The organism is Streptomyces sp. NPDC059695, from assembly GCF_042733785.1.
Taxonomy (GTDB): Bacteria; Actinomycetota; Actinomycetes; order Streptomycetales; family Streptomycetaceae; genus Streptomyces.
Window position 1 is genome coordinate 18,355 of sequence record NZ_JBHWFF010000047.1, and the last position, 13,359, is coordinate 31,713.

Sequence of the window (13,359 nt, forward strand, 5' to 3'; positions counted from 1 at the left end):
GCTGCCCGCAACGCCCCCGGAGAGACAGGCAGTCGCCACCCATGAAGCTCGTCTTCGCAGGCACCCCCGAGGTCGCCGTTCCCGCCCTGGACGCCCTGCTCGCCTCCGGGCGGCACGAGGTGGCCGCCGTGGTCACCCGGCCGGACGCCCCGGCGGGCCGCGGCCGGCGGCTCGTCGCCAGCCCGGTGGCCCAGCGGGCGGAGGAGGCCGGGATCGAGGTCCTGAAGCCGGCCAGGCCCCGCGACGAGGACTTCCTCGCCCGGCTGCGGGAGATCGCCCCGGACTGCTGCCCCGTCGTCGCGTACGGCGCGATCCTGCCCAAGACCGCCCTCGACGTGCCCGCCCACGGCTGGGTCAACCTGCACTTCTCGCTGCTGCCCGCCTGGCGCGGCGCGGCGCCCGTGCAGCACTCCCTGATGGCCGGCGACCAGGTGACGGGCGCCTCCACCTTCCTCATCGAGGAGGGGCTCGACTCCGGCCCGGTCTACGGCGTCGTGACCGAGGACATCAGGCCGACCGACACCAGCGGCGACCTGCTCACCCGGCTCGCCTTCGCGGGCGCCGGACTGCTCGCCGCGACCATGGACGGCATCGAGGACGGCACGCTCCGGGCCGTCCCGCAGCCGGTCGAGGGCATCACCCTCGCCCCCAAGATCCAGGTCGAGGACGCCCACGTGGACTTCGCCGCCCCCGCGCTCCGCGTGGACCGCGTGGTCCGCGGCTGCACCCCGGCCCCCGGCGCCTGGACGGTCTTCCGCGGCGAGCGCCTCAAGCTGATCCAGGTCACCCCGCTCCCGGACCACGACGGCCTGGCCCCGGGCGAGCTCGCGGTGGGCAAGAACAACGTGTACGCGGGGACCGGCTCCCACGCCGTGGAACTGCTCTGGGTCCAGCCCCAGGGCAAGAAGCCCATGAAGGCCGCCGACTGGGCCCGCGGCGTCCGCATCGCGCCGGGGGAGCGCCTGGGGGCGTAGGGCAGGGCGTGGAGCGCGGGGGAGCGGGGGTGGGCCGCGCGACGCGGGCCGCTCCGCGGGCGACGTAGGCTGAGAGGGTTCGACCTTCTTCACCTTCTTCATTTCGTCACGCGGAGCACCTTTGAGCGAGCAGGCACGTCGTCGTCCCCCCAAGCCCTACCGGCGGCCCCAGAAGGACCCCGTCCGGATGCTCGCCTTCGAGGCGCTGAGGGCGGTGGACGAGCGGGACGCCTACGCGAACCTGGTGCTGCCCCCGCTGCTGCGGAAGGCCCGCGAGAAGGGCGATTTCGACGCCCGGGACGCGGCGCTCGCGACCGAGCTCGTCTACGGGACGCTGCGCCGCCAGGGCACGTACGACGCGATCGTCGCCGCCTGCATCGACCGGCCCCTCCGCGAGGTCGACCCGCCCGTGCTCGACGTGCTGTCCCTCGGCGCGCACCAGCTGCTCGGGACGCGGATCCCGACGCACGCCGCCGTCTCCGCCAGCGTCGAGCTCGCCCGCGTGGTGCTCGGCGACGGGCGCGCCAAGTTCGTCAACGCCGTGCTGCGGAAGATCTCGCAGCAGGACCTCGACGCCTGGGTCGAGCAGGTCGCCCCGCCGTACGAGGACGACGCCGAGGACCACCTCGCCGTCGTCCACTCCCACCCCCGCTGGGTCGTCTCGGCGCTCTGGGACTCCCTCGGGGGCGGCCGCGCCGGGATCGAGGACCTCCTGGAGGCCGACAACGAGCGCCCCGAGGTCACCCTCGTCGCCCGCCCCGGCCGCTCCACCACCGAGGAGCTGGCCGCCGTCACCGACACCCTCCCGGGCCGCTGGTCGCCGTACGCCCTGAGGATGACCGAGGGCGGCGAGCCCGGCGCCATCGAGGCCGTCAAGGAGGGCCGCGCCGGCGTCCAGGACGAGGGCAGCCAGCTCGTCGCGATCGCCCTCGCCAACGCGCCCGTGGAGGGCGGCGACACCCGCTGGCTCGACGGCTGCGCCGGCCCCGGCGGCAAGGCCGCCCTGCTCGCCGCCCTCGCGGCCGAGCGCGGCGCGTTCCTGCTCGCCTCCGAGAAGCAGCCCCACCGCGCCCGCCTCGTCGAGCGCGCCCTGGCCGGCAATCCCGGCCCCTACCAGGTGATCGCCGCCGACGGCACCCGCCCGCCGTGGCGCCCCGGCTCCTTCGACCGCGTCCTCGTCGACGTGCCGTGCTCGGGCCTCGGCGCCCTGCGCCGCCGTCCCGAGGCCCGCTGGCGCCGCCGTCCCGAGGACCTGGACGGCTTCGCCCCGCTCCAGCGCGCCCTGCTGACCGAGGCCCTGAGCGCGGTCCGCGTGGGAGGCGTCGTGGGGTACGCCACCTGCTCGCCGCACCTCGCCGAGACCCGCGTGGTCGTCGACGACGTCCTGAAGAGGACCGGCGGCGCCGAGCTGATCGACGCCCGCCCGCTGCTGCCCGGCGTCCCGGCGCTCGGCGACGGCCCGGACGTCCAGCTGTGGCCGCATCTGCACGGTACGGACGCCATGTATCTGGCGCTGCTGCGCCGGACCGCCTGACCCCGGCGCGTCCGACCCTTCGATCATCTGACCGCAATCTCCCGGTCCGTCCAGGTCCCGGTCTCGTCGCTTCGTACCGAAATTGGTCTGGACCGGATCCGAAACCGCTCAGCGGCAAAGAAGTACCCAAGAACGTGGGAGGCTTGGCACATGGCGCAGATCAACCCCAGCATCCTGTCCGCGGACTTCGCCCGGCTCGCCGATGAGGCGAAGGCCGTCGGCGGTGCCGACTGGCTGCACGTCGACGTGATGGACAACCACTTCGTGCCCAACCTGACGCTGGGCGTCCCGATCGTGGAGTCGCTGGCCCGAGCGACGGACACCCCGCTCGACTGCCACCTGATGATCGAGGACCCCGACCGCTGGGCCCCCCAGTACGTCGAGGCGGGCGCCGGCTCGGTCACCTTCCACGTCGAGGCGGCCGCCGCGCCGGTGCGGCTCGCGCGGGAGATCCGGGCCAAGGGGGCCAGGGCCTCGATGGCGCTTAAGCCGGCCACGCCGATCGAGCCCTACGAGGACCTGCTCCCCGAGCTCGACATGCTGCTCATCATGACCGTCGAGCCCGGCTTCGGCGGCCAGGCCTTCCTCGACATCATGCTGCCCAAGATCCGCCGTACCCGGGAACTGATCTCCAAGCACGGCCTGGAGCTCTGGCTCCAGGTCGACGGAGGGGTCGCCGAGTCCACGATCGAGCGGTGCGCCGAGGCCGGCGCCGACGTCTTCGTCGCGGGCTCCGCGGTCTACGGAGCGGCGGATCCGGCCGCGGCCGTCGCCTCGCTCAGGGCCCGCGCGGAGGCCGCGACCGCCTCCGCCGCGTGGGCGTGTGGCCACTGAGCCTCCGGCGGATGAACGCGGTCCGTCGGGCCGCCGACAGGACTGATCAAGGCCCGTCGTTTCTGACAGGATGAACGGCGAGCCAGAGTGTGAACGACAGCCGTACGTGAACAGCGGTACGTGAACAGCAGTGAGGAGATCGCGGTGGCCGGTATGTCGGCGGGACGGTCAGCCCTGCGGATGGGCCCCGCGGAGCTGGTGCAGGCGGCGGCCATGGCCCGCCGCTTCTACCTCGAGGGCAAGTCCAAGATCCAGATCGCCGAGGAGTTCGGCGTGAGCCGCTTCAAGGTGGCCCGGGTCCTGGAGACCGCCCTGGAGCGCGACCTCGTGCGGATCGAGATCCGCGTTCCGGCCGAGCTGGACGCCGAGCGCTCCGACGCGCTCCGCGCCCGCTACGGGCTCCGCCACGCCGTCGTCGTCGAGTCCCCGGCCGAGGGCGACGACGAGTCGCCCGACCCCGAGAACCTCGGCGAGGTCGCCGCCGACCTGCTCGGCGAGCTCGTCACCGAGGGCGACGTGCTCGGCCTGGCCTGGGGCCGCTCCACCATCCACATGGCGGCCGCCCTCGACCGGCTGCCGCCCTGCACCGTCGTCCAGCTCACCGGCGTGTACGACGCCGGGACCGCCGAGCGCGGCTCCGTCGAGGCCGTCCGGCGCGCCGCGCAGGTCTCGGGCGGCGAGGCCCACCCCATCTACGCGCCCATGCTGCTGCCCGACCCCGCCACCGCGGCCGCGCTGCGCAGCCAGACCGGCATCGCCCGGGCCTTCGAGTACTTCGACAAGGTCACCGTCGCCTGCGTCTCCATCGGCTCCTGGGAGCCGGGCATCTCGACCGTCCACGACATGCTCTCCGACGCCGAGCGCGCCCACTACGCCTCGCTCGGCGTCGCCGCCGAGATGTCCGCGCACCTCTTCGATTCCGAGGGGCGCCGGGTCGGCCGCGACCTGGGCGAGCGCTGCATCACCGTCGAGGCGGACCGGCTGCGCCGGATCCCCGAGGTCGTGGCCATCGCCGGCGGCCAGCGCAAGGCGGCGGCGATCGGCGCGGTGCTCCGCTCCGGGCTCGTCACCAGCCTGGTCACCGACCGCGCCGCGGCGGACTACCTGCTCACCGAGTCGAGCCCGGGCACGCACCCGGCACTCGACCGGAAGGACCCCGACGGCAGCTGAACGCCGCCGTCCCCAGGGGCCGGAGCGATCCCGCAACGGTATGTTCGGGACATGTCGCTCCGGCCCCTGCGCGTGCTCCTCGCGCTCGTCCTCGCCGTCCTCCTGGGCGGGTGCTCCTCGTCGGGCGGCGGCACCGGCACCGTCACCCCCGCCCCCTCCCGTACCGCCGTGGCCGCCGCGCCCACCGGCACCTCCGGGCTCCCCGCCGTACGAGCGGCGGACCTGCCTCCCGAGGCACGGAAGACGCTCGCGCTCATCGCGCGCGGCGGCCCCTTCCCGTACGCCAAGGACGGCACCGTCTTCTCGAACTTCGAGCGGATCCTGCCCCGCGAGGCGCGCGGCTACTACCACGAGTACACCGTGAAGACCCCCGGCGAACACGACCGGGGAGCCCGCCGGATCGTCACCGGACGGAACGGCGAGACGTACTACACCGACGACCACTACGAGACCTTCCGGGAGGTGGTCACGGATGACACGTGACGACCCCGTCGTCCTCGACCTGACCGGAGTCGTGGACAAGGCCGCGCTCATGGACCGGTGCGCCGACACGCTCGCGCTGCCCGACTGGTTCGGACGCAACTGGGACGCCCTCGCGGACTGCCTCACCGACCTGCCCGAGCCGGTCACCCTCGTCGTCACCGGCTGGCAGGCCTACGCCAGGACGCGCCCGCGGGAGTGGGCGACCGCGCAGGAGGTCTTCGCCACGGCGGTCGAGGAACGCCCCACCCGCCTCTCCGTCCTCCTCTCCCTCGGGGAGCATTCGGATGATCCGACGAAGCCACTGCCGCAAGCATCGGATGATTAGCCGGGGACTGGTATTCGTACAGGCGTGGGACAATGAACTACGTGCTTTTTCCCCTGGCTGAAATGCCTAGGGGCCGATCCGAACGACTGGGATGTCAGCACGTGCGTTTCCTCAATGACGTCAAGCCGCCCTACGACCTGACGTACGACGATGTGTTCATGGTGCCGAGCCGCTCGGCCGTCGGGTCCCGCCAGGCCGTGGACCTCTCCTCGCCCGACGGGAGCGGGACCACCATCCCGCTCGTCGTCGCCAACATGACCGCCATCGCCGGCCGCCGGATGGCCGAGACGGTCGCCCGCCGCGGCGGCCTGGTCGTCATCCCGCAGGACATCCCCATCGAGGTCGTCACCGACGTCATCTCGTGGGTGAAGAGCCGCCACCACGTGCTGGACACCCCGATCGTCCTGGAGCCGCACCAGACGGTCGCCGACGCGCTCTCCCTGCTCCCGAAGCGCGCCCACGACGCCGGTGTCGTCGTCGACGAGAACCGCCGCCCGGTCGGCGTCGTCACCGACGCGGACCTCTCCGGCGTGGACCGCTTCACCCAGCTCTCCGAGGTCATGTCCAGGGACCTGCTCCTCCTGGACGCCGACATCGACCCGCGCGAGGCCTTCAACACCCTCGACGCCGCGAACCGCCGCTACGCCCCGGCCGTGGACTCCGACGGCAAGCTCGTCGGCATCCTCACCCGCAAGGGCGCCCTGCGCGCGACGCTCTACAGCCCGGCCGTCGACAAGAACGGCCACCTGCGGATCGCCGCGGCCGTCGGCATCAACGGCGACGTGGCCGGCAAGGCCAAGCAGCTCCTCGACGCGGGCGTCGACACGCTCGTCATCGACACCGCGCACGGCCACCAGGAGTCGATGATCGCCGCGATCCGCACCGTGCGGGCGCTCGACCCGCAGGTCCCGATCGTCGCGGGCAACATCGTCGCCGCCGAGGGCGTCAAGGACCTCATCGAGGCGGGCGCCGACATCATCAAGGTCGGCGTCGGCCCCGGCGCCATGTGCACCACCCGCATGATGACCGGCGTCGGCCGGCCGCAGTTCTCCGCCGTCCTGGAGTGCGCCGCCGAGGCGAAGAAGTACGGCAAGCACGTCTGGGCCGACGGCGGTGTCCGTCACCCGCGCGACGTCGCCATGGCGCTCGCCGCCGGCGCGTCCAACGTGATGATCGGCTCCTGGTTCGCCGGGACGTACGAGTCCCCGGGCGACCTCCAGCACGACGCCAAGGGGCGCGCGTACAAGGAGTCCTTCGGCATGGCCTCGGCCCGCGCCGTCCGGAACCGGACGTCCGAGGAGTCCTCCTACGACCGCGCCCGCAAGGCGCTGTTCGAGGAGGGCATCTCGACCTCCCGCATGTTCCTCGACCCGCAGCGTCCGGGCGTCGAGGACCTGATCGACTCGATCATCGCGGGCGTGCGGTCCTCCTGCACGTACGCGGGCGCGGCGTCGCTCGCCGAGTTCGAGGAGAAGTCGGTGGTCGGCATCCAGTCGGCGGCGGGCTACGCGGAGGGCAAGCCCCTGCACGCGAGCTGGAGCTAGTCGCCTTTTGCCTGTACGCCGTGGGCCCCCGGGAGAACCTCTCCCGGGGGCCCACGGCGTTGTGGGCCTTCGCCCCGCCGTTGTGGGCAGTCGTTCCGCTGGGGCGATGGGGGTCCCCCCTGCTCGAGCGAAGCCGAGAGCTTGGGGGAGGGTGGGCACAACGGAACGGCGCCCTTGCCGGCGCCAGAGGCTACTGAGCCTGCACCCGCACCGCCGGTGACGGCACCCGGTGGTGCGGGTCGGGGCGCGGAACGCGGGGGCGCCGCGAGAGGGCGCCGTCCCGTGTGCCCACCCGTCCCGCCCCAGCGGGACGATTGCCCACACGGGCAGCGGCGAGAGGTCCACACGGGCGCGGGGCACCGCCCCGGGGGTTACCCCTCGAAGGGGCGGGCCGGCCACGGGGACGTCGCCGGGCGGAGCGACGACAGGCCCTCCGCCCGCGCCGCCGCCAGCGACAGCACCCCCACCACCAGGCAGTTGTTGTGGAGCTCGCCCGCGAGGACCCCCCGCACCAGGTCCGCGAGCGGCACCCGGGCGAGCTCCATGTCGGCCTCCTCCTCGGAGACCTCGAACCGCTCGCCCTCCGCCTCGGAGAGGTCCCGCGCGAGGAAGATCCGTACGGCCTCGTCGCAGCCGCCGGGCGTCGTGTAGACGTCGGTGAGGACCCGCCAGTCCTCCGCCTTGACGTGCGCCTCCTCGTACAGCTCGCGCTGGGCCGCGTGCAGCGGGTTCTCGCCGGGGACGTCGAGGAGCCCGGCGGGGATCTCCCAGAGCTTCTGGCGGACGGGGTGACGGTACTGCCGGAGGACGACGACGCGGTCCTCCTCGTCCAGGGCGAGGACGGCCACGGAGCCGGGGTGGACCTGGTAGTCGCGGCGGACGACCGAGCCGTCCGGCATGACCACGTCGTCCGTGCGGACACTGGTCTTCTTGCCCGTGAAGGGAGTGGCGGTGGCCGTGACGGGCCACTCCTCCGGGGTGTCCTGCACCTGCTGCATGAGCTGTCCTCCCACATGACCACGTACGAAAGCCGGGGCAGGGGCCCCCGGAAGGGAACCCTGCCCCGGCTACGTTAACGCGCCGTACTACTGCGCCGTCTTGCCCGTCTTGCGCTCGACGGCCGCCTTCACGAGACCCGCGAAGAGCGGGTGCGGGCGGGTCGGGCGGGACTTCAGCTCCGGGTGCGCCTGGGTGGCGACCAGGTAGGGGTGGACGTCCTTCGGGTACTCGACGAACTCGACGAGCTTGTTGTCCGGAGAGGTGCCGGAGAAGACCAGACCGGCCTTCTTCTCCAGCTCCGCGCGGTACGAGTTGTTCACCTCGTAGCGGTGGCGGTGGCGCTCCTCGACGTACGGCTCGTCGCTGTAGGTCTCGCGGACGACCGAGCCCTCGGCGAGCTTCGCCGGGTAGAGGCCGAGGCGCATCGTGCCGCCCAGGTCGCCGGCGCCCTCGACGTACGCGAGCTGCTCCTCCATCGTGGAGACGACGGGGTGCGCGGTGGCCGGGTCGAACTCGGTGGAGTTGGCCTCGGGGATGTCGGCCAGGTTCCGCGCGGCCTCGATGACGATGCACTGGAGGCCGAGGCAGATGCCGAGCAGCGGCACCTTGTTCTCGCGGGCGTACTGGATCGCGCCGACCTTGCCGGAGACACCGCGGTCGCCGAAGCCGCCGGGGATGAGGATGCCGTCGACGTCGCCGAGCTGCTTGGCGGCGCCGGCCGGGGTCTTGCAGTCGTCGGAGGTGACCCACTTGACCTTGACCCGCGCCTTGTTGGCGAAGCCGCCGGCGCGCATGGCCTCGGTCACCGAGAGGTAGGCGTCGGGCAGGTCGATGTACTTGCCGACGAGCGCGACGGTGACCTCGTGGTCCGGGTTGTGGACGCGGTCCAGGAGGTCCTCCCAGACGGTCCAGTCCACGTCGCGGAAGGGCAGGTCGAGCTTGCGGACGACGTAGGCGTCCAGGCCCTCGGTGTGCAGCACCTTCGGGATGTCGTAGATCGACGGGGCGTCGATGGCGGCGACGACCGCGGCCTCGTCGACGTCGCACATCAGCGAGATCTTGCGCTTGATGGCGGTGGGCACCTCGCGGTCGGCGCGCAGCACGATCGCGTCGGGCTGGATGCCGATGTTGCGCAGGGCGGCGACGGAGTGCTGGGTCGGCTTGGTCTTCAGCTCGCCGGACGGGCCGATGTAGGGCAGCAGCGAGATGTGCACGACGAAGACGTTGTCGCGGCCGACCTCGTGGCGGACCTGGCGGACGGTCTCCAGGAAGGGCAGCGACTCGATGTCGCCGACCGTGCCGCCGACCTCGGTGATGACGACGTCGACGTCGTCGGTGGCCATGCGGCGGATGCGGCCCTTGATCTCGTTGGTGATGTGCGGGATGACCTGCACGGTGTCGCCGAGGTACTCGCCGCGCCGCTCCTTGGCGATGACCTGCGAGTAGACCTGGCCGGTGGTGACGTTGGCCGAGCCGTCGAGGTCGACGTCGAGGAAGCGCTCGTAGTGGCCGATGTCCAGGTCGGTCTCGGCGCCGTCGTTGGTGACGAACACCTCACCGTGCTGGAAGGGGTTCATCGTGCCCGGGTCGACGTTCAGGTACGGGTCGAGCTTCTGCATCGTGACCCGCAGGCCGCGGGCCTTGAGGAGCGCACCCAGGCTGGAGGCGGTCAGCCCCTTGCCGAGCGAGGAGGCGACACCCCCGGTGACGAAGATGTGCTTGGTCGTCGTGGTGTTGGGCGGCATCGCCAAGAGGGGGCTCCCGTGGTCGCGTTCTGGAGGTGCGTACCGGCGTCCCCTCCGGAAGAATCGGGGGGTGCCGTCGCTGCGGTTTCGGGGTTCTCGGCTGTCGCCGTTTCCCACCGGTCCACGGGGTACCAGGGTATCAGCGACATCGGGAGACCGCTTCCGGCCACACGCGGCAGTCGGGTGTTCACGGACGGCGACGCGGCCGTGTCGGCCGGGGACGGGTCGGCTCACCCGTGTGGCGCAGCGGGGTGCCCGTGTGATCACTATGGTCACGGGGGTGGCACGTATTCTGCTCGGACATCCCCTGCAGAGAAGGCCGGCGTCATCTGCCGGGCAGGCCGGCGTCACCCGCCGCGCAGGCCGGCATCGCCCGTCGTGAAGGCCGGCTCATCCCGCACACTGGCTTGGCCGACACCTCACAGACATCACGCACATCAGCAGCAAGCGCCCCTCAGGGGCGGACGTGGCCGTACGACTGGAGTGGAGCACGTGGCCGGGCGCATCGAGGATTACGCACTCATCGGAGACATGCAGACCGCAGCGCTGGTCTGCCGGGACGGCAGCGTCGACTGGCTGTGTCTCCCCCGCTTCGACTCGCACGCGGTCTTCGCGGGACTCCTCGGCACCGAGGAACACGGATTCTGGCGGGTGGGGCCGGCGGGTCCGGCGGACGCGGAGCCCGCGCCCGCCGACCGGCGCCGCTACCGGGGGGACTCGCTGATCCTGGAATCCGAGTGGGACACGCCGCGCGGCACCGTGCGGGTGACCGACTTCATGCCGCCGCGCGACGGCGCGCCGCAGCTGATCCGGATCGTCGAGGGCGTCTCGGGCCGGGTCCGGATGCGTTCCGCGCTGCGGATGCGGTTCAGCTACGGCCGGATCGTGCCCTGGGTGCACAAGGTCGGGGAGCGGACGGTCGCGGTCGCCGGGCCCGACTCGGTGTGGCTGGACACGGACGCCGAGACCCACGGCAAGGACCTGACGACGTACTCCGACTTCACGGTCATGCCCGGGGAGCGGATCACCTTCACGCTCTCCTGGCAGCCCTCCCACAAGGAGCCGCCGGCGCTGCCGGACCCGGAGGGCGCCCTGGAGGCCACCGCCGACTTCTGGCGCGAGTGGGTCGAGCACTGTACGTACCACGGCCCCTACCGGGAGGCCGTGATCCGCTCGCTGATCACGCTGAAGGCGCTGACGTACGCGCCGACCGGCGGGATCGTCGCCGCGCCGACGACCTCGCTGCCGGAGGAGATCGGCGGCGTCCGGAACTGGGACTACCGCTACACCTGGCTGCGGGACGCGGCGATCACGCTCTCCTCGATGCTCCGCACCGGCTACCGCGAGGAGGCCCGCGCCTGGCGGGACTGGCTGCTGCGCGCCGTCGCGGGCGACCCGGAGAACCTGCAGATCATGTACGGCATCGCGGGTGAGCGGGAGCTCGGCGAGGCGGAGCTGGACTGGCTGCCGGGGTACGAGAACTCCGGCCCGGTCCGGGTCGGCAACGGCGCCGCGAACCAGCTGCAGCTGGACGTCTACGGCGAGGTCACGGAGGCCCTCCACCTCGCGCACATGACGGGCCTGTCCCGCAACGACTACGCCTCCCTGCTCCAGATCAAGCTGATCAACTACCTGGAGAAGAACTGGGACCAGCCCGACGAGGGCATCTGGGAGGTCCGCGGCCCGCGCCGCCACTTCACCCACTCCAAGGTGATGGCCTGGGTGGCCGTCGACCGCACGATCAAGCTCATCGAGTCCGGGGACGCCGACGGGCCGCTGGAGCGCTGGCGCGAGCTGCGCGACGAGATCCACCGGGACGTCTGCGAGAAGGGCTACGACAAGGAGCGGAACACGTTCACGCAGTCGTACGGCTCCAGGGAGCTGGACGCCTCGCTGCTGCTGATCCCGCAGATGGGCTTCCTGCCGCCGGACGACAAGCGGGTGATCGGCACGATCGAGGCGATCCAGCGCGAGCTGTCCACGGAGGACGGCTTCGTGCTGCGGTACCCGACGGCCGGTGAGGAGGCCGGCGTCGACGGTCTGGAGGGCGACGAGGGCGCGTTCCTCGCCTGCTCGTTCTGGCTGGCGGACGACCTGGCGATGATCGGCCGGGTCGACGAGGCGCGCATCCTCTTCGAGAAGCTGCTCGCGCTCCGCAACGACCTGGGGCTGCTCGCCGAGGAGTGGGACCCGCGGCTCCAGCGGCAGGTGGGCAACTTCCCGCAGGCGTTCAGCCACGTCCCGCTGATCGACACGGCGCTGCGGCTCACGGCGAGCGGGGCGTACGGGGGCTGAGGGGCGCCCCAGGGGGGCCGGACCTACGATGAGAGGGTCCTGTCCCCCCGTACGAAAGGGGGGCTCCCATGGCTCCCCACATCTCCGAGAGCGCCCTGGCCGGACTGGTCGAGGATCTGGCCGGTGAGGTGATCACGCCCGGCGATCCGGGCTACGCCGAGGCCCGGACCCTGCACAACGGCATGATCGACCGGCGTCCGTCGGTGATCGCCCAGTGCGCGAGCGGGGCCGACGTGTCCAACGCGATCCGGTTCGGCCGCGAGGCCGAACTGCCGATCGCGGTGCGCGGCGGCGGGCACAGTGTCGCCGGTACCTCCATGATCGACGGCGCGCTGGTCGTCGACCTCCGCCGGATGCACTCCGTCGTGGTGGACCCGGAGGACATGACGGTGCGGATCGAGGGCGGGGCGACGATGGCCCACCTGGACCACGCGTGCCAGCCGTTCCACGTGGCGACCACCGGCGGCCGGGTGTCCACGACGGGCGTCGGCGGCTTCACCCTGGGCGGCGGCTCGGGCTGGCTGGAGCGGAAGTTCGGGCTGGCCAGCGACAACCTGCTCGCGGTCGATCTGATCACCGCGGAGGGCAAGCACGTCCGCGCGGACGCCGAGGAGAATCCGGAGCTGTTCTGGGCGCTGCACGGCGGCGGCGGCAACTTCGGCGTGGCGACCTCGCTGACGATGCGTCTGCACCCGCTGCCCCGGATGAGCATGTCGATGCTGCTGTACCTGCCCGAGAACGCACCCGAGGTGGTGCGCACGTTCCGTGATCTCGGTGCGGGCGCGCCCGACGAGATGGGCGGCGGGGCGATCTACCTCCCGGCGCCCCCGGAGCCGTTCATCCCCGAGGAACTGGTCGGCAGGCTGCTCTGCGGGGCGCTGTTCACGTACACCGGGCCGGTCGAGGAGCTCCGTGAGTTCGCGGCCCCGCTGTTCGCGCTGAAGCCGGCGGTGGAGGTCGTCACGGACATCCCGTACGTGGATCTGCAGTCGATGATGGACGACCCGCCGGGGCTGCGGAACTACTGGTCGGCCGAGTACCTGAGGGAGTTCCCCGACGAGGCCGTGGACGTCTTCTGCGACCGCGGCGCGGGGATCCCGGCGTCCACGGCCACCCAGCACGTGCTGTTCCTGATGGGCGGGGCCGTGGCCGCGGGGCCCTCGGAGTTTCCGCAGCCGTGGCGCACCGCCCCGTGGGCGGTGCACCCGTTCGCGACCTGGGAGGACCCCGCGTACGACGGGACGGCGCGGCAGTGGGTGCACGACGTGCGGGCCGACGTGCGGCCCTGGGCGCTCGACGCGACGTACCTGAACTTCGTCGGCGCCGAGGGCGAGCAGCGGATCGTCTCCTCGTTCGGTGAGGAGAACTACCGCCGGCTCGCCGACGTGAAGGCCGCGTACGACCCCGAGAACGTGTTCCGGTTCAACCAGAACATCGCCCCCGCCGGCTGAGCCGG

The 13,359-nt window shown here is 72.2% G+C and carries 11 protein-coding genes; 9 read left to right on the forward strand and 2 right to left on the reverse strand.

The features are described 5' to 3' along the window. The first annotated feature begins 41 nt into the window (after window positions 1–41). From fmt to ACFV2S_RS34765, 7 genes are all read left to right on the forward strand, one after another. Complete coding sequence (gene fmt, locus ACFV2S_RS34735) at window positions 42–974, forward strand: methionyl-tRNA formyltransferase (RefSeq protein ID WP_385568939.1); 933 nt, start codon at window positions 42–44, stop codon at window positions 972–974. Window positions 975–1,095: 121 nt separating this feature from the next. Further along, a complete protein-coding gene (locus tag ACFV2S_RS34740) occupies window positions 1,096–2,508 on the forward strand; it encodes an RsmB/NOP family class I SAM-dependent RNA methyltransferase (protein WP_385568944.1) in 1,413 nt (470 codons plus the stop codon). 150 nt (window positions 2,509–2,658) lie between these two features. Beyond that, a complete protein-coding gene (rpe, locus tag ACFV2S_RS34745; protein ID WP_041128223.1) occupies window positions 2,659–3,342 on the forward strand; it encodes a ribulose-phosphate 3-epimerase in 684 nt (227 codons plus the stop codon). Window positions 3,343–3,462: 120 nt separating this feature from the next. After that, window positions 3,463–4,512, forward strand: a complete 1,050-nt coding sequence (locus ACFV2S_RS34750; RefSeq protein ID WP_383792364.1) for a sugar-binding transcriptional regulator — start codon at window positions 3,463–3,465, stop codon at window positions 4,510–4,512. A gap of 51 nt (window positions 4,513–4,563) precedes the next feature. Further along, window positions 4,564–4,995: a ribonuclease domain-containing protein gene (locus ACFV2S_RS34755; protein WP_385568952.1), complete on the forward strand. Its 432-nt coding sequence runs from the start codon at window positions 4,564–4,566 to the stop codon at window positions 4,993–4,995. Next, entirely contained in the window at window positions 4,985–5,320 is a 336-nt protein-coding gene (locus ACFV2S_RS34760) for a barstar family protein (RefSeq protein WP_385568956.1), read from the forward strand. Before ACFV2S_RS34755 ends, ACFV2S_RS34760 begins: the two co-directional genes overlap by 11 nt. Window positions 5,321–5,421: 101 nt before the next feature. Further along, the gene (locus ACFV2S_RS34765; protein ID WP_383792357.1) at window positions 5,422–6,864 is read left to right on the forward strand and encodes a GuaB1 family IMP dehydrogenase-related protein; all 1,443 of its coding nucleotides are present in this window, start codon (window positions 5,422–5,424) and stop codon (window positions 6,862–6,864) included. Window positions 6,865–7,235: 371 nt separating this feature from the next. On the opposite strand, the gene ACFV2S_RS34770 is transcribed toward ACFV2S_RS34765, so the two are convergent. After that, window positions 7,236–7,862 carry an NUDIX domain-containing protein gene (locus tag ACFV2S_RS34770; protein WP_385568963.1) on the reverse strand — a complete coding sequence of 209 codons (627 nt, stop codon included), beginning with the start codon at window positions 7,860–7,862 and terminating at the stop codon, window positions 7,236–7,238. A gap of 87 nt (window positions 7,863–7,949) precedes the next feature. Beyond that, window positions 7,950–9,608 carry a CTP synthase gene (locus ACFV2S_RS34775; protein ID WP_385569019.1) on the reverse strand — a complete coding sequence of 553 codons (1,659 nt, stop codon included), beginning with the start codon at window positions 9,606–9,608 and terminating at the stop codon, window positions 7,950–7,952. A 492-nt stretch (window positions 9,609–10,100) separates the two neighbouring features. On the opposite strand from ACFV2S_RS34775, the gene ACFV2S_RS34780 reads away from it, so the two are divergent. Both ACFV2S_RS34780 and ACFV2S_RS34785 read left to right on the forward strand, forming a co-directional pair. Continuing rightward, the gene (locus tag ACFV2S_RS34780) at window positions 10,101–11,903 is read left to right on the forward strand and encodes a glycoside hydrolase family 15 protein (RefSeq protein ID WP_385568967.1); all 1,803 of its coding nucleotides are present in this window, start codon (window positions 10,101–10,103) and stop codon (window positions 11,901–11,903) included. A gap of 68 nt (window positions 11,904–11,971) precedes the next feature. Continuing rightward, the gene (locus ACFV2S_RS34785) at window positions 11,972–13,354 is read left to right on the forward strand and encodes an FAD-binding oxidoreductase (protein WP_385568970.1); all 1,383 of its coding nucleotides are present in this window, start codon (window positions 11,972–11,974) and stop codon (window positions 13,352–13,354) included. Window positions 13,355–13,359: the final 5 nt, after the last annotated feature.